Origin of the sequence: Photobacterium frigidiphilum, assembly GCF_003025615.1 — a bacterium.
In the GTDB taxonomy this organism is placed as follows: domain Bacteria; phylum Pseudomonadota; class Gammaproteobacteria; order Enterobacterales; family Vibrionaceae; genus Photobacterium; species Photobacterium frigidiphilum.
In genome coordinates this window covers 1-14,392 of the sequence record NZ_PYMJ01000010.1, presented here as the reverse complement: position 1 = coordinate 14,392, position 14,392 = coordinate 1, and the positions used below count along the sequence as shown (strand labels likewise).

Below are 14,392 nucleotides of genomic sequence, written 5' to 3'. Positions count from 1 at the left end.
CTCCTTTCAAGGTAGTTCATCCTGCTCTTAAACTGGTTGTAGAGTAGGGAAGTCAGCCTTTCTTGGTGCTGGGTTTGAACGTTTCAGGGCTGGCTAAGACTGGGTTGATTCCCCGCAGCTGCTGTACTGCTCGTTGTTGGGCTGTCCGTTTAGGGGCGCTTTTACTGCGACTGCGTTTGTGTTGCTGATCGAACTCTTGTTGTTTCTCTTGGGCAAATTTCAATACCGCGCCAAGCCGTTTGTTATCGACTACTTGGCCTTGGTCCACATCAGCCAGTTTGTCGAATATTTTGAATTCTAATTTTCGATGGCCATATTGGATTGCAATTGTCCCATCGGGATAATCCAGCACTTTCACAGCCTCTTGTGTTAGCCGACTATTTTCTTCTGTAGGATCAATAAGGTAAAGAACCTTGTCGTACTGAAAAGTCAGTGATTTCGATAGTTTACGTATTTCGTGCCAGGCAAAGATATCGTCCAAATCTTCAGGTGTTTCTCTGACGGTACGGTGCATGTCTTTGGGGTAACAGGCTGGTTTGGCAAAGCGTCGGTTGAAATCAGCGATAAAGTCGGGGAGCCAGACATTCGCTTGTTCAATTGTATCAATGCCTTGTAATCTCATCTCTTTCACTAAGCGATCTTGTAACGTTTTGTTCGCACGCTCAACGCGGCCTTTGGCTTGTGAGCTGTTGGCACAAATCAGTTCAATGTTTAAATCGTTCAGCACACGGCCAAACTGGGTGAGTCGTTCAGTTTGAGCATCACGTTTACTGACATGGAATACTGCATGGCGATCGCTGTAAAAGGCCGACGGTTTACCGTGTTGATTGATGTATTCGCGGGTTGCAGCCATATAATCAAAGGCGGATTCCGTTTCACTGAAGCGCAGGTTCATTAGACGACCGGTGGCATCGTCGATGTATACCAGCAAGCAGCATTTATTGCTGCGACCTTCAAATCACCCAAGCAATCACGACGGTGACGAGGTTGATAAATCCGCGGCTTGCGTTTGGCATGCGGCACCCAAAGGCCATCGGCAATCATCCATTGGCGCAAAGTTTCTAACGAGATATGAACGTCATGAACTTCAGCCAATTTCTCATGAGCAAGTGTGGGCCCAAAATCGATGTAGTACTCATGGATGATGGCTAATGTCCGTAATTTTAATCTCTCATCATGACGATGATTACTGGGACGGCCACGTTTGAGTGACAGTAAACCGCCAGAGCCCAGCGCTATAAAACGCTTAACTAAACGATAAATTTGTCGGCTACTCAAACTGAGAATACGAGCAGCCTCGACGCCAGTGATACGTTTATCACAAATATCTTGGATCAGTTTTATTCGTAGCAGTTCATCATCAGTCATAGTTAACAACATCTCATTGGCTCCAGAGCACACATTAAGTAAATGGTGCTTTGAAGTTAGTTCAACATGACATTTCTAACTGGCTCAAACATGACACTTCTAAATGGGTCTAACACCCTCGGTGCGCATTATGTATAGTATGGTAGTGTAAAATTAAGAGGTCGTTTCTGGTCGTAAGGCTTTGATAAGGCGGGGGTTTTCGTACTTGTCATCAAGCAATCCATGAACGACTTCTTGATCATTAATTTCAAGTAAATCAGCGACTTGGAAAGCCATATCCCAGTCCATAGAGTTTAGCTCTTTTCTCCATTTATACAAACGTGAATCATTGATACCTAATTTCTTCGCAAGTTGGTACTCGGAAGTCAGGTTATACCTAGATTTCAACATATCTAATAATACATTTGTATAAGTCATATTTACGCCGTTTGTTTAGCTCTATTGTTAAATAATAGGCGATCAATTTGATCATTCCTAGACCCATCGCCGAGTTGTATACATCTAAAAGTTGGTTAATCATATAAGCACACATGCAAACAACTGCTTATAGGGATGTAACAGATGGATATTAAAGAACAAATTGATCACAACCCCATTCATAGTCCATGTCCAGACATGGCTGGCTGCGCAAATCCTAAGTCGGAATTGACTCAAAATTCGTTAGCTATCGTACGCCAACTTCGTCAGAAATTTCGTTTCAAAACCCAATCACAGCGTAATCAAGAAAAGAGTCAATATAAGCAGTATCTCGCCACTTTTCGATTGGGGGGCGCATTATGAACATGACAGCCAAAGAGCATTTCAAGGTTATGTATGGCGCCGTCCGCATGGGGCGCATACCTGCACTAATTACCACTGCTGCTTTTGATGCAAGTGACGATTTTGGACGGGGATTCGCTGTTAAGGTTGCCATTGCAGCAAGACTGGCGGCAGATGATTGTTTTCATCGAGACCTGAAATTACGGCTAACTATTTTTAAGAATGACAAAGAGTTTCAATGTGAAAGTCGACGTTTAGTAGAACATGTTTCACCAGTATTGGGTGGTGCGCGATGAAACAGCATAGCCTTAAAATTAGAACTGAGTATTTAAACGCCATTCTTGATGGAGATAAAACCTTTGAGATTCGAGAGAATGATCGTGACTTCAAAGTCGGAGACCGTATACATCTTAGTGATGGAAATCGTTACTTAGTTATTCGAATCAAATACATCACTGATTTTGCACAACAAGACGGCTATATCGTTTTTTCATTCGATTGGATTGAAGGAGGCAAATTATGATGTTTGCTGATTTTAATACAATGTACCTCTTAATTACTGATGGTGAAAACCTTCAGATTATCTTTGCCGTTCCAAAAGACGAAAGCCCACTGCCATTTGAGCTGGAAAAGGAAGCCTTAGAGCTAGCTCCAAATATAGCGAGTGCATTAATTGCAGACGGTACTCCCGTTCAATATTGGGGTAAGTGCCTTGTCCCTGTTCGCAATCAAATCCCTAAGCAAGTGACTAAAGCCCCTTCGGGGGCGGCGGTTTCTTCTATGCCATTGCACGAAGTTGCGATCCCAGTAGATAAATCAATCACCGCACAGTACATGGCTGACCATGCTTATCGTGAATGTAAGCGTTCTCTAATGATTGCGCGTCAAAATCGTCTTAATGGCGATCATGAAGATGTCGCGTTTTTCTTGAATGATGCAGCTGAGTTTCGTCGCATCTATCAGGCTTTTGCTAACGCCGTTGATGTTATGGGCGGCTTGTAATGAACAGTACCCTTTACCAACTATTGAAAAATGACATTCGTGCCAGCATTGCGCTGGCGCGGAGTTATCGATTGGCGGGCGAACGTCGCACCGCCATTCAATTTATGGCCGATATCCAAGAGACTCGAAAGGAATTAACGGAGGTGATTGCTAATGTTGCCACCTAACGATGTTCTCTATGTGGCTGGCGCTGTTCAGCCAGCCGATATTACTAAAAGCAATCAAGCCGCCTTCGAGAGCGGTTTTTTAGGATTCAATTTTTGTGGTCCACGACCTCAAGAAGTAACACCGCAACAGTTTTGGGATTTAAATCGCGTTAACCGAGATACTGATTTTATTGCCAATAAACAAAAAGCGTATGCTGCTTCTTTGCCTAACTATAACGCTAAACATCTCCGCGAAGCGGCGGCACGAAGTGACGAAAACAATAGGCTTGTCCAAGGGCGCAAAAGTCCGACACACCCACAACAAGCCGCGTTAGACCGTATTCTGAGACAAGAACGCAAGCTACAGCGCGGTGACACGGTGCTATCCAGCACTGAGGCTTTCTACAATCATGACACCTTGTACGAGCTAGCAGAGACCAATGAAACCAAGCCGTTATCCACAGTTAGATTGATGAATCGTGATTGGTCAAATCAATATCGCGTTTTGCACCACACCCAAACCCGACCAAGTGCCGCACCTGAGGCACAATCGGGTGAACGCTACACTGAAAAACTGACCCAACGCGCCGTGACCAAGATTTTCGAGTCGGGTGCGTATGTCGCAGCTTGCCATGATGGCTTTACCACCTTTCTAACCCCGACATTTTCACCCGAACAGCGTGAAAAAATCTTTTCTGGCGAAACCACCATTGGCAAAGAGGTATCCCGTTTTCTGGATGGCATCAAAAAGATGTACCAACGCGGTTGGCATGGCATTGATACCGATAACGAACCGTTTGAATTAGAGCCGATAGAAAAACCCTTTCACTACATTTGGGTGGCGGAATGTCCTGCCAATGATGATGGTGAACCGAATCCCCACGTGCATATCTTGCTGCAATGGACAGTTGAACGTGAATATTTTGAGGCGTGGGCATCACGCATCGAAAACATTTGGGGGCATGGGTTCGCCAAGCTAGAAAAAATTAGACATACCCAAGCTGCTGGCTCTTACATCATAAAAGCCGTGGGGTATGCCGCCAAAGGAGGCAATGCTAACCAAGGTTTAATCAAAGGCAATCGCTATAACATCGCCCGTTGCAGTCGCGCTCCAGGTTGGGATTGTTTAGCCAGTTTTGAAGCAGGCAACATGGCGGCGATCATCAAAGAACTAGGTTACAAGCTAGAACAATGGCGTAAGCCAATTGACCGCTATATTCGCCGCCTTCAAAAGCAGCATGACCAAACCATCAAGGCAAAAGCGATAGCGAAACAAGCCAAGAAACCAAAAGAGATACAACAACGGTTAAGTGCAAGGCTGGCGAAAATTGAACACCAAATGCGGGCAAGTCGTGACCAACTCAAAAGTCGTGGTGTGTATGCCACGACAAAAAATAGCTATTGCGCGTCATTCGATGGCGAACAAGCCGAAGAAAAAGCCTTTGATTTTCTGCTTTGGGCGGCGGGTGCACGTGGTTGGTCAATGGAATCTAAATCTGATGATGATACCTACCGCCAAACCGTCAATGAAGCCAAACAGTTAGCCCGTATTGAATACGCCAACAAATACGAACGATTCAAAGAAAAACGCGCTTACTGGCAAAGCGTTCTAAGCGATCCATTAGTACCAAATGAAACCGATAACGAAGCGGAATTAGCCAAATCAATGCTAATCCGCGAACAGTATGAAACCCACGCATTAGCTGCATAGAGGAAACCGTAAACCATGGATGAATTGAAAGGAATCACAGTAGAACTGGATAAAGAAGTGCAAAAAGCCAAAGGCAATATGTTCGCCTCAAAGCTGATCGCGCCATTACGTTTGGTATTGGTTTGGATGAATGGCGTTAACCAGAAACTGGCTGAATTAGAGCAACGTGGTGGAGGGCATTTTTAATGGATAACAACGGATGGCCAACACGCGCCTCAGTCAATCCGACCGCTGGCGGTCAACGCTGTGAATGTGGTGATGTGCGTACCTTGCACCGTTCTCGCGGCAAGCGTTCTAAATTCTTGTATTCGATTTGCGATACCTGCGGCACCGACCAACGTACCGGTGATCCAGTTCAACGTGTATTCAATCAATTCTATGTGACTAAAGCGGAGTTAATCACCAGTGAGCAAGCGCAACCCGAAGAATCCAGCATCATTAAAGAAGCATCGCCAGCATCAACAGAAACAAGCGGTGAAAGCGAAGGCAATAAAAGCCCAATCATTAAACCAGCCAAGCCAGCAACTACCTGCCTTGCAGAGCAAACCAGCAACCGAACCACAACCGATAATCAAACCGAAAACGAACCGCAAAAAAAACGTATTGGTTGGGGTGCTGTGCTTGGCGGTATTGTACTTGGCGGGCTCACTGGTGGTGCAATCGTTAAATTCAACTAACCCAACAAACCTATAGGAAACAGCATGGAACTCGAAGAGCCAATCAAGCCAGAAGAAGCCGAACAAATTGAACATCATTCAGAAGATGATGAGAAACGCTTTGCCAATAGCTTTAATGATGATGTTGATTTTGACCCCACTCAAACCGACGTTAAACCGAAAGATGAACCAGAAGCCATGTCTATTGAAGCGGCGGCTGGCATCGTGTTTATGGGGTTAATGGCAACTGAATCAACACTTAAAATGGCAGTACACAAAGACTTTAAATTTGATGCCGACCAAGCCGAAAACGTAGCCTATAAGGTTGCACCTTTGATCGTGAAATACGGCGGTAAGCCACCTCCATGGTTAGAACCGTATATGGACGAAATCATGGCATTGTTTGCGATTGGTTTATTAGGGTTCAGCAGCATGATGCAAGTCAGGAAATTAAAGCTAGAAGATGTTAAATCGAAGAAGGCAGCGAATGACGATAATAATGACAAGGAGGCGGCTTGAAACTCCAACCCGTTAACCAAAACAATACGCTAGATAATCATCATGCGTATGCGGTTGGCATGTCTGGCTGCGGGAAAACCTCCGCAGCCAAAAAGCTGTTTGTTAAGGCAACCGACCAAGTGGTGATTTTTGACCCTCTTAACGATTACCAAGGCAAACTCGCGGGGCGTGTCGTTCGCAGCTATTCCAACCTTCGTGATTTTGCGATCGCCGTTATTGCGGGGCGTAAAACCAAGCAAGGGTTTAAGATTGCGTATTACCCGAAACGAGAAACCACCGAAGAAGATTTTGACCGATTCTGCTCTATTGCATGGGGTGTCGGTGATGGTAAACATGCCAAACCAATAAAGGTGATTTGTGAGGAAGTGGCAGAGCATAGCCACACCACGGGTAAAGCAACGGGCTATCATGGCAAGCTGTTACGGTTAGGTAGAAAGTACAACATTCACACCATCAACATGTTTCAACGTGGTCAGGAAGTATCAAAAACCATCATTGATAACTGTCAGTATGCGTGTGTAATGATGCAAAAAGCCGATGACAGTGCACATTACATCCAGCGTAAAACGGGGATACCTGCGAGTGAAGTTATTCCTTTAGTTAAACTTGAGTACATTCTGCAGAATGGTAAGGCGTGGAAGAAAGGAGTGATTCGTTGGTAATAATGGAAAGCATTCGAATTATTTAATTTACCGCTAATTCCATTTTAAGTTTACTTAGAACATTCAGTGGCTAATTATCCCTATGGACTTCTAATGTAGTAAATAGTGATTTTTGTGAGCTAACTCTCTGATTTGCAATAATAAGCAATTAGTGTATAAAATTTTCAATCTCCAACTGTAAGTGTCTGGTAGCATAGTGATATATACACCGATGATGCTCTTTTAATGTTACTTATTTAAGTAAATATGAATATTAAGTGATTTATAATATGGAAAATTCAGGTATACACGCAAGACCAATGGTCTGTGCTTTTGATATTAGTGATGATGTTAAAGAAAGTTTGGTTAAATCAAAGTTCAACATTCAAGAGGGGACTACTGGCTCTACAATTAAGGTTTTAAATAAAAATCGAAATGATCAAAAGTTGTTGAACCTTAATTATGAGTCACCTAGTAACTTGCATGAGTTTGATATTGTTATCTTTGATATGACAAAGGGAAAAGAAGAAAAGTATGATCAGAATAAACATACCATTAAATCCCTTCAAGCTAAAAAGGCTGTAGCATTATTAAGCCAATACCCTCAGGATATTTTTGACCCTCGTCCATTTTCAATAAATATAATATCAGGTGAAATCTCAGAGCTACTTACAAAAAGTTCTATTGTAATAGTTTTTTGTTCTACTGAAGTTAATGCTCATTATGACATCGTTGAAATTGACTCATATCAAACAAAAATTTCCGATAGTATGAACTATTCTAATTTGAACTTTTATTCTGGTTTGCCTCAAATAAAATCTAGAACCGGAAAAAGAGTTAAAATATCTTCTAATAATAAGTTATCCTCTTTACTTGAGAAGCATTTAGATAAAGTTTCATATGGAACAACATTTATTCACCCTAAAAAATGGTTCAAACAAAAAACAGAGTTAGATAATAGTTTTATCCCTCTACTGGAAAATGACCAAGGTGAAGTTGTTAGCTATTTTCATACTTATAATGAAGGCTCTGTTTTTGTTTTTCCTGACTTTGAAAATAAGGAGTCATTTACTTCAGAGTTATTAAATTCCGTCCTTCCCGATATGTTTCCTGATTTATTTCCTTATCATGGTCAATTTGGATGGTTATCTAATGGTGAGTATTTATTGCCAGGTGAAGAAGGATTATTACAGAAGAAGGCTGAACTTGAATTTGAATTTGAAAATAATTTACAAAGTATCAAAGAGAGTATAGATAATACAAGAGTAGAATATAATTTCTTACATGATCTCATATCTCAAAGTGGCGATGAATTAGTCAAAGCTATACAAAAGTATATGATTTGGCTTGGTTTTGAATCTGTAATTGATATGGATGAGCAAGTAATTGATGTGTTTGAAGAAGATTTACAAATTGAAACAGATAAAGGCCTTCTTGTTATAGAAATAAAAGGTATAGGCGGCACTTCAACTGATAAAGCATGCTCTCAAATAAGTAAAATTAAATATAGGAGAGCTGAGGAACGTGGGAAGTTTGATGTTTTTGGTTTGTATATTGTAAACCACCAACGCTATATGGCGCCTAAGAGTAGAACTAATCCACCATTCACAGAAAATCAACTTAAAGACTCAGTTCGAGAAAAAAGAGGTTTATTAACTACTTATGATTTATATCAAGCCTATTTTATGATTGAAAAAGGGGTTTTATCTAAGTGTGATGTTCGGAATAGCTTATATGAATTTGGTTTGGTTTCACTTGAACCAAAGGATTTAATACTCATTGGAACACCAAGTGAAATATTCAAAAATGGTACAGTAGCAATTTTAAACTTATCTGGGAACTGCACAATAACAAAAGGAACTACTCTTATTGCAAGGAAAGATGGGGGGCTATCAAATTTAGTTGTTGATTCAATCCAGCTCGATGGAGTTGATGTTGATGAGGCTTCTTCTGGTGAGGTTGGTATTTGCTTAAGTATTCCAATTAAAAAAAGTACTGAATTATTGATGAAGGCATAGTAATAATATAGTCGAAAACATGCCAGTACTAATTATATTATCTTTTATACACCATGACAAAATGTCTGCCTAGAGCAGGCATTTTTTGTGTTTCGTACAGAAATCCGAGATTCGAAAATGAATTAACATTAATAAACTGTGAATGATTTCAGCGCTAACATGCAATAGGGACAAAGCTTAGACTCAACCTAACTATTTAACCTATAGCCTTAGTAGTCCTTTTTTGTTTGCCTTAAAACCGAATCACCTGTTTTCCTATTGGCTCTTAACCACGTTTATACAGAGAGCTAATAAACATGAATGCAAAAACTAAAGGGTATGTGGTCACAGCTGTGATTGCACTGCTTGTCGCGGCTGGCGTTGTCTGGGCATCAAATAATGTTGATGCTATTGAAGACCAAATCGGTTAAGGGGCAAGCATGGAATTGTTAAGCACAAACTTCGCACCACGCCCTAAAGAACTTGACCCGATTGAAGGTGTGGGTTGGGGAAACCGCGCTTCACTGCGTATGGTGTCGGGTCCGACTTATCACAGTATCGAATTAGTGACTGACATTACCGATCCTAAAGACATTGAACGTGTTGAAGTGTCTTTGAATGGTTCGGCTAAATACAGTATCTCAGGTGAAACACTGGTTGCACTGCAAGCCCACCGTAAAAATTACGCCCAAGCGGGTCGCTATACCATTTCATTTGGTGATGCGACGCTACGTACCAAGATTGGTGTTCGTCAAACAGACCTCGTTACCTTAGCGGGTGAAATCTGGTTTATTCACATCACACTGAAAGCCAAAGACGCGTCTGCAAAAGTGCCGACAATGCGTGCTCGCGCCCACGTTCTGCCAGCACAGGCCGAACGCTACTACATGCCGCGTTTGTATGAACTGACTTGGTTTGCTGCGGCATCGGGTCGAACGCCTTTCGACTTTTCAGAGCGTAGCGCAGGGTTAAACCTCAAACGTATCCACTTCAAAGATGATTCCATTCAACGTGTTCGTGTCATTCGTGATACCTACGAAGAAATGAACATCACCAAAGATGACAACGCTTACGATCTTGCTCAATCAAAGAAAGAGCAAACCGTCGGTTGGTTTAGCCTCGACTTTATCCGTTACGGTTTTGGCGCCGATGGCATGTTAAACACTGCCGCGCGTAGCCAATTGTGTTTCGAGCTGGATAAAAACGAAGTTGGCAGTATTCCGGTGATTGTTGAAGCGGTTGAACAGGTCAAGCCATTGCCGAACGCGGCATAAGGGGACGCCATGAGTTTAATGGATAGCTGGGGCGAAAGCCTCAGCGGAATTACCGACTCTATTTTCACGGGCGGTGAAAGTCTGGTTAATGCTTGGTTTGATAGTGAAGCCGAAAAAGTAGCATCAGCCGCACCCGAAGAAAACCGCCCAAAACAAGAGCAAGCCCAACAGCCAACGGGGCAACCGATAGCGTACGCGCCAATCAACAACAACATGTTGATGATTGGTGGCGGTGTCGTGCTTTTGATGATGTTCATGATGCTAATGATGCGAGGTAAATAAATGCCATTACTATTTTGGCCGTTATTCGCGGGCAGTATCGGTTTTGCGGGCGGGTTGTTTAGCGGTGAAGCGTTTTCCCGAACGTTTAAGATCTTGATTTTTGTCGTAATGGGGCTTTGGTTAGCCAACATCATGGGGGTGATGAAATGATCCCCGGTCTCGGAGCATCGGCAGGCGGTTCAATGCCAATCAGTGCGGGCGGTGGTGCGGCAGGACCATCAACCGCAACGTCTGAATCCAACATGGGTTTCAAGGTGGGTGCTATCAACATGGGTGGCGGTAATTCGTTATCCAATTGGCTTCCTGTCTTATTGGCCTTGATGGCGGTCTGGTTCTTAGTGAAAAAGGTGGGCTAATGCGCTTACAACTGATGCGACCGAACCGCGCCGATATTAACAGCCAATTCTTGTTATTGCGTCCAGCGTTTGATCGCGTCCAGAACGCTAAAACAGAATTTGAGTTTTGTTGTGATGCAGTGAAAAACAAACACGCCAGCTTGTACCACTTAACAAGCAAAGGCGTGTCGGTTCGGTTTGTGGGGATGGTAACGCCAGAGAATGACTACCTGATTCTAGCCATGACAGGGTGCGGGCTGATACATGCCGCACCAACCATCATTGAGGCCGTCAAATCACAAGGCTACCGCTCGATTAAGTACCACACAGTGCGCCAAGGCATGACACGTATTTTACAACGCTTTGGTTTTTCTATTTTAGACACGACGACACATGACACCGTGTTGTCACTCAGTTTGGAGGGTTCGTAATGGGTGGCGGCGGCAGTAGCTCCAGTAAGAACACCACAACCAGCACCAATGTAAGTGGTCAAAATGCCATTCAAGGTGACAATTTAGGTGTCACCATTTCGGGCGTTAATGACTCAAACATTGATGTCACCATGACAGACCACGGCGCAATGGAACGCGCCGCAGAGTTAGGGGAATTAGCCTTAACCAGCAACGTAAAAGCATTGGGGATTGCAGCCAATCTAGGCAGCGATGCCATTGATGCGAATAAAGACATTGCCAGTGATGCAATCGCACTCAGTCGTGATACCACCAAACTGGTGAGCAATTCACACAGTGAAAACTTGCAGTACGTGGCAGGGCTAGCGGGTAATCAAGCCAAGCAAAATACCGACAACCTTGAAACCCTCAAAGAGCTGGCAGAAATGAAAATCGACGGCGGGCAAGTGGCAACCTCTAAACAGATGACCATTGTTGTTTCAGTGATCGCGTTCTTATTGGTTGTGGCCTTTGTGATGCGGGGTAAGAAGTAATGAGCTTTAAACAATTAATGCAACCGCGCCAACGTAACCAATTTCAGATTATGGGTGAATTTCTGTATGTCGAAGCCTGTAACGATAAGGTTTTACTGCAAACAGAGCGCGGTGAATACCGATTACAGCAAGGCGCTCAAATCATTGATGACAACCTTAGCGGGTTAGTCACCATTGAGAACTTGGGTGAAGCGGGCAACGTTGAAATCCTGTATGGCTTTGGGCGATACGTACCCCCAATAGACGGTAAATCAGTGACCGTGTCACAAATGCCGCCCGTTCAAGTATCCGAATTACCCGCAATGCAACTGGCTGAAAATCAACAGGTTGCTATTTCAACCTTGCCAGAAATGGTATTGGCTGAGAATCAACAACTGGCGATTTCACAGCTACCCAAAGTGCAACTGGAAACAGGGCAAAGAGTAAATATCTATGCCACTAACCCTGTATTAACTAAACCCGTTGGCGGTGCATCCATCGACAGCCAAGTTTTGACTATCGCCAGCGGGTTGGCGGTATTAGCAGCTAATTCATTACGTTGTCACGTTTTGCTAAAAGCCAGCGTAACCAATGTGGGCGTTGTCACCATTGGCAATGGCTTCACATTATCAGCGGGGGAAAAGCAGCGCATAGACAGCTTTGGCGGTTTGAGCTTTTCAGGTACAGACGACGACACAATAGAAATCATTGAGGTGATTCGATGACAGAGAAAACATTAAGCCAGCGTTTACCCGTTGGCGACCCACGCAACAAAGTAGAGTTTCTTGCTGATGAGTTTGAGAAAACCGCGGCTGACCTTTACGCACTGATTAATGGTTTAAGTTCTGGCTCACAGCCAGCCGCCGTTAATTTATTAAAGAACGCGGGTTTCAATGAAAATGCCGATATGCAGCAACAAGGTATTTTCTTGCGTTCAAAGTCTGGTGTTACACCTGATGCTATGAAAACAACGTATAACGGGCGCAGTTCTATGGCGATTGCCAGCCATTGGGCGGTGGAAGTGCCGCAAACCTATGACGGTAATACCGAGTTTAAACCATTTTCACCAACTCGCAGCCCGTTAAGTGGTACTGCTGGTATTCCTGATAATAGTAATTGTCTGAATTTTTTTGGTAAGGAGTTTACTTTTTACCAAGTGCTTACCGTTCCGCATAACGGTAAGAATCATTCAAAATTAAAAGGACGAATTACATTAGCTGCGACTGCGGGAACGGTAGTGACGGTTGGTATTGCGCGACTTTATTCAAATAGTGACAAGTTACAAGCGAGTCGTTTTGAAGGTGAAACTACATACACATTTGCAGGTAATGATCCATTTCAGCCCGTAAGCATTGATACCAAAGAAATCACATGTTTACGAAGCCCTGATGCGGGCATGATGGCGTTTTACGTCAAGATTGAAAATGGCAGTAGTGGCTATGTGTATGATTCCAAATTGTGGCATGTTGATCAGTTTGGTGACAATCCCGCTCAGTTCTTGGACTCACATAATTCAACCGCTTACGCTGATTATATGGCGTGGAAAAACATTACATCAACCAGTGCCGAAATTGTCGGTGTAAACACTGTTAAGTGGAATCTGAATCGTCACTTCCCTATGTGTTTTAATCCTGCACACCACATAGCAATCAATCACCAAATGATTGATTCAGCAGTCATTACTGAGTTAACACCGGATTCAATCACAGTGAATTACAGCGAAACTGAGTTCAATTCCCGCGTGATTAATGGCAGTAATCAGGTTTATCAAATGCTGAGGGTTCAATATTCCGTCATGCCGTTTGGTATTGGGTTTTATTAATGCGTGGGGTCTTGGGTTTAACCGTCCTTTGTGGGCTGTTTATATGGCTAAGACAGAAAAGCATTGCCACCAATCAGGGTGGCAATAGCAGTCCGATTAATAATTTTTGGTGGTCAGATTTACTCGATAATTCAGGGACGCTTAACGATATGACAACAGGTTCAACGGTTCGCGGTATCCGTAACAAAAACCCGCTCAACATCGAATACAACAAGCGTAATAACTGGCTAGGCCAACAAGGTACAGACGGGCGATTTTGTATTTTCTCTGATAATAAGTACGGCTTTAGAGCGGGCGCTCGTGTACTGCGCAGCTACCAACGACGCGGTATCAATACCATTCACAGCATCGTGCATACCTTTGCGCCAAGCCATGAAAACGAAACTGACCACTACGCAAACATGGTCAGCGAATGGATGGGTATCAGCAAGCATGCACCGATTGATGTCAGCAATGATCATGTCGCGGCGAACATAATCAAAGCGATGGCAAAAATGGAAGTCGGGCAGAGCTACCCAATCAACACGGTATTAGCAGGGGTAAAACTGGCATGAATCCAACCGTAAAAAGCATTGGTATCAGTGTTGTTGGTGTCGTGATTGGCGCGTACACCTTAAAGTTTCTACGCAAAAAAGGATGGTTATGATCGACTTTAAACAAAAAAGCACCCAAACAGGTTTGGTACTTATCGCCAGCGTTGCCACTGGTATTTTAACGGGCAACACCGAACTAGCCGATGTGACTATCGGTGAATCAGGTATTCAAGTTTCTGGTGCAATTCCAGCCGTTGCCGCCATGCTAATTGGCTTATGGGATACATTCAGAAAAGAGTGCATATTTTCATCCATCCCGATCGCTCAATAACACTGATGCCGATCAGCCAATACCATTCATGGCGATCACCTAATAACATCGATGCCGATCACTTTGGTTAAAAATGTTATTGAGCGATCGACTT

22 protein-coding genes and 1 pseudogene are annotated in these 14,392 nt (G+C 43.4%); 21 read left to right on the top strand and 2 right to left on the bottom strand.

The window, feature by feature from the left end:
- Positions 1 to 52: 52 nt before the first annotated feature.
- Positions 53 to 1,368 (bottom strand): annotated as a pseudogene (locus C9J12_RS11740) (ISNCY family transposase).
- Positions 1,369 to 1,521: 153 nt separating this feature from the next.
- The gene (locus tag C9J12_RS11735) at positions 1,522 to 1,785 is read right to left on the bottom strand and encodes a transcriptional regulator (protein ID WP_107242887.1); all 264 of its coding nucleotides are present in this window, start codon (positions 1,783 to 1,785) and stop codon (positions 1,522 to 1,524) included.
- 144 nt (positions 1,786 to 1,929) lie between these two features.
- Here C9J12_RS11735 and C9J12_RS11730 point away from each other — a divergent pair, with 144 nt between their 5' ends.
- From C9J12_RS11730 to C9J12_RS11645, 21 genes are all read left to right on the top strand, one after another.
- The gene (locus C9J12_RS11730) at positions 1,930 to 2,148 is read left to right on the top strand and encodes a hypothetical protein (protein WP_107242886.1); all 219 of its coding nucleotides are present in this window, start codon (positions 1,930 to 1,932) and stop codon (positions 2,146 to 2,148) included.
- Positions 2,145 to 2,423: a hypothetical protein gene (locus C9J12_RS11725; RefSeq protein WP_107242885.1), complete on the top strand. Its 279-nt coding sequence runs from the start codon at positions 2,145 to 2,147 to the stop codon at positions 2,421 to 2,423. The genes C9J12_RS11730 and C9J12_RS11725 overlap by 4 nt, the downstream gene beginning before the upstream one ends.
- Positions 2,420 to 2,650, top strand: a complete 231-nt coding sequence (locus C9J12_RS11720) for a DUF3850 domain-containing protein (RefSeq protein WP_107242884.1) — start codon at positions 2,420 to 2,422, stop codon at positions 2,648 to 2,650. The genes C9J12_RS11725 and C9J12_RS11720 overlap by 4 nt, the downstream gene beginning before the upstream one ends.
- On the top strand, positions 2,647 to 3,129 hold the full coding sequence (locus C9J12_RS11715; protein WP_227876335.1) for a hypothetical protein: 483 nt from the start codon (positions 2,647 to 2,649) through the stop codon (positions 3,127 to 3,129). The genes C9J12_RS11720 and C9J12_RS11715 overlap by 4 nt, the downstream gene beginning before the upstream one ends.
- Positions 3,129 to 3,296: a hypothetical protein gene (locus C9J12_RS30685; protein ID WP_170111766.1), complete on the top strand. Its 168-nt coding sequence runs from the start codon at positions 3,129 to 3,131 to the stop codon at positions 3,294 to 3,296. The genes C9J12_RS11715 and C9J12_RS30685 overlap by 1 nt, the downstream gene beginning before the upstream one ends.
- Complete coding sequence (locus C9J12_RS11710; RefSeq protein ID WP_107242883.1) at positions 3,283 to 4,986, top strand: rolling circle replication-associated protein; 1,704 nt, start codon at positions 3,283 to 3,285, stop codon at positions 4,984 to 4,986. The genes C9J12_RS30685 and C9J12_RS11710 overlap by 14 nt, the downstream gene beginning before the upstream one ends.
- 15 nt (positions 4,987 to 5,001) lie before the next feature.
- Positions 5,002 to 5,172, top strand: coding sequence for a hypothetical protein (locus C9J12_RS30680; protein ID WP_006231930.1), 171 nt, complete (start codon positions 5,002 to 5,004; stop codon positions 5,170 to 5,172).
- Positions 5,172 to 5,663, top strand: a complete 492-nt coding sequence (locus C9J12_RS11705; RefSeq protein WP_107242882.1) for a hypothetical protein — start codon at positions 5,172 to 5,174, stop codon at positions 5,661 to 5,663. Before C9J12_RS30680 ends, C9J12_RS11705 begins: the two co-directional genes overlap by 1 nt.
- A 24-nt stretch (positions 5,664 to 5,687) precedes the next feature.
- Positions 5,688 to 6,161, top strand: coding sequence for a hypothetical protein (locus C9J12_RS11700; RefSeq protein ID WP_107242881.1), 474 nt, complete (start codon positions 5,688 to 5,690; stop codon positions 6,159 to 6,161).
- Between the two features lie 59 nt (positions 6,162 to 6,220).
- Positions 6,221 to 6,823: an ATPase gene (locus C9J12_RS11695; protein WP_107243014.1), complete on the top strand. Its 603-nt coding sequence runs from the start codon at positions 6,221 to 6,223 to the stop codon at positions 6,821 to 6,823.
- A gap of 269 nt (positions 6,824 to 7,092) precedes the next feature.
- Positions 7,093 to 8,820: a hypothetical protein gene (locus C9J12_RS11690; protein ID WP_146150084.1), complete on the top strand. Its 1,728-nt coding sequence runs from the start codon at positions 7,093 to 7,095 to the stop codon at positions 8,818 to 8,820.
- A 419-nt stretch (positions 8,821 to 9,239) separates the two neighbouring features.
- A complete protein-coding gene (locus tag C9J12_RS11685) occupies positions 9,240 to 10,073 on the top strand; it encodes a major capsid protein P2 (RefSeq protein WP_107242879.1) in 834 nt (277 codons plus the stop codon).
- A gap of 9 nt (positions 10,074 to 10,082) precedes the next feature.
- A complete protein-coding gene (locus tag C9J12_RS11680; RefSeq protein ID WP_107242878.1) occupies positions 10,083 to 10,355 on the top strand; it encodes a hypothetical protein in 273 nt (90 codons plus the stop codon).
- Positions 10,356 to 10,505 (top strand): hypothetical protein, encoded by a 150-nt coding sequence (locus C9J12_RS30675; RefSeq protein ID WP_170111765.1) that lies wholly within the window; start codon positions 10,356 to 10,358, stop codon positions 10,503 to 10,505. It begins immediately after the preceding gene.
- Positions 10,502 to 10,711: a hypothetical protein gene (locus C9J12_RS11675; protein ID WP_107242877.1), complete on the top strand. Its 210-nt coding sequence runs from the start codon at positions 10,502 to 10,504 to the stop codon at positions 10,709 to 10,711. The genes C9J12_RS30675 and C9J12_RS11675 overlap by 4 nt, the downstream gene beginning before the upstream one ends.
- Positions 10,711 to 11,121 (top strand): hypothetical protein, encoded by a 411-nt coding sequence (locus C9J12_RS11670; protein ID WP_107242876.1) that lies wholly within the window; start codon positions 10,711 to 10,713, stop codon positions 11,119 to 11,121. The genes C9J12_RS11675 and C9J12_RS11670 overlap by 1 nt, the downstream gene beginning before the upstream one ends.
- Positions 11,121 to 11,633 carry a chemotaxis protein gene (locus tag C9J12_RS11665; protein ID WP_107242875.1) on the top strand — a complete coding sequence of 171 codons (513 nt, stop codon included), beginning with the start codon at positions 11,121 to 11,123 and terminating at the stop codon, positions 11,631 to 11,633. Before C9J12_RS11670 ends, C9J12_RS11665 begins: the two co-directional genes overlap by 1 nt.
- Entirely contained in the window at positions 11,633 to 12,337 is a 705-nt protein-coding gene (locus C9J12_RS11660) for a hypothetical protein (protein WP_107242874.1), read from the top strand. Before C9J12_RS11665 ends, C9J12_RS11660 begins: the two co-directional genes overlap by 1 nt.
- Positions 12,334 to 13,434 carry a hypothetical protein gene (locus C9J12_RS11655; RefSeq protein ID WP_107242873.1) on the top strand — a complete coding sequence of 367 codons (1,101 nt, stop codon included), beginning with the start codon at positions 12,334 to 12,336 and terminating at the stop codon, positions 13,432 to 13,434. Before C9J12_RS11660 ends, C9J12_RS11655 begins: the two co-directional genes overlap by 4 nt.
- On the top strand, positions 13,434 to 13,988 hold the full coding sequence (locus C9J12_RS11650; protein ID WP_193944659.1) for a virion protein: 555 nt from the start codon (positions 13,434 to 13,436) through the stop codon (positions 13,986 to 13,988). Before C9J12_RS11655 ends, C9J12_RS11650 begins: the two co-directional genes overlap by 1 nt.
- A gap of 88 nt (positions 13,989 to 14,076) precedes the next feature.
- Entirely contained in the window at positions 14,077 to 14,298 is a 222-nt protein-coding gene (locus C9J12_RS11645) for a hypothetical protein (RefSeq protein WP_107242872.1), read from the top strand.
- Positions 14,299 to 14,392: the final 94 nt, after the last annotated feature.

Coding starts and splice junctions, on each gene's coding strand:
- C9J12_RS11725 (WP_107242885.1), top strand. CDS start 2,145: ATGAACATGACAGCCAAAGAGCATTTCAAGGTTATGTATGGCGCCGTC.
- C9J12_RS11710 (WP_107242883.1), top strand. CDS start 3,283: ATGTTGCCACCTAACGATGTTCTCTATGTGGCTGGCGCTGTTCAGCCA.
- C9J12_RS11655 (WP_107242873.1), top strand. CDS start 12,334: ATGACAGAGAAAACATTAAGCCAGCGTTTACCCGTTGGCGACCCACGC.
- C9J12_RS11690 (WP_146150084.1), top strand. CDS start 7,093: ATGGAAAATTCAGGTATACACGCAAGACCAATGGTCTGTGCTTTTGAT.
- C9J12_RS30685 (WP_170111766.1), top strand. CDS start 3,129: ATGAACAGTACCCTTTACCAACTATTGAAAAATGACATTCGTGCCAGC.
- C9J12_RS11715 (WP_227876335.1), top strand. CDS start 2,647: ATGATGTTTGCTGATTTTAATACAATGTACCTCTTAATTACTGATGGT.
- C9J12_RS11660 (WP_107242874.1), top strand. CDS start 11,633: ATGAGCTTTAAACAATTAATGCAACCGCGCCAACGTAACCAATTTCAG.
- C9J12_RS11705 (WP_107242882.1), top strand. CDS start 5,172: ATGGATAACAACGGATGGCCAACACGCGCCTCAGTCAATCCGACCGCT.
- C9J12_RS11645 (WP_107242872.1), top strand. CDS start 14,077: ATGATCGACTTTAAACAAAAAAGCACCCAAACAGGTTTGGTACTTATC.
- C9J12_RS11730 (WP_107242886.1), top strand. CDS start 1,930: ATGGATATTAAAGAACAAATTGATCACAACCCCATTCATAGTCCATGT.
- C9J12_RS11735 (WP_107242887.1), bottom strand. CDS start 1,785: ATGACTTATACAAATGTATTATTAGATATGTTGAAATCTAGGTATAAC.
- C9J12_RS11675 (WP_107242877.1), top strand. CDS start 10,502: ATGATCCCCGGTCTCGGAGCATCGGCAGGCGGTTCAATGCCAATCAGT.
- C9J12_RS30675 (WP_170111765.1), top strand. CDS start 10,356: ATGCCATTACTATTTTGGCCGTTATTCGCGGGCAGTATCGGTTTTGCG.
- C9J12_RS11650 (WP_193944659.1), top strand. CDS start 13,434: ATGCGTGGGGTCTTGGGTTTAACCGTCCTTTGTGGGCTGTTTATATGG.
- C9J12_RS30680 (WP_006231930.1), top strand. CDS start 5,002: ATGGATGAATTGAAAGGAATCACAGTAGAACTGGATAAAGAAGTGCAA.
- C9J12_RS11670 (WP_107242876.1), top strand. CDS start 10,711: ATGCGCTTACAACTGATGCGACCGAACCGCGCCGATATTAACAGCCAA.
- C9J12_RS11695 (WP_107243014.1), top strand. CDS start 6,221: ATGTCTGGCTGCGGGAAAACCTCCGCAGCCAAAAAGCTGTTTGTTAAG.
- C9J12_RS11685 (WP_107242879.1), top strand. CDS start 9,240: ATGGAATTGTTAAGCACAAACTTCGCACCACGCCCTAAAGAACTTGAC.
- C9J12_RS11720 (WP_107242884.1), top strand. CDS start 2,420: ATGAAACAGCATAGCCTTAAAATTAGAACTGAGTATTTAAACGCCATT.
- C9J12_RS11680 (WP_107242878.1), top strand. CDS start 10,083: ATGAGTTTAATGGATAGCTGGGGCGAAAGCCTCAGCGGAATTACCGAC.
- C9J12_RS11665 (WP_107242875.1), top strand. CDS start 11,121: ATGGGTGGCGGCGGCAGTAGCTCCAGTAAGAACACCACAACCAGCACC.
- C9J12_RS11700 (WP_107242881.1), top strand. CDS start 5,688: ATGGAACTCGAAGAGCCAATCAAGCCAGAAGAAGCCGAACAAATTGAA.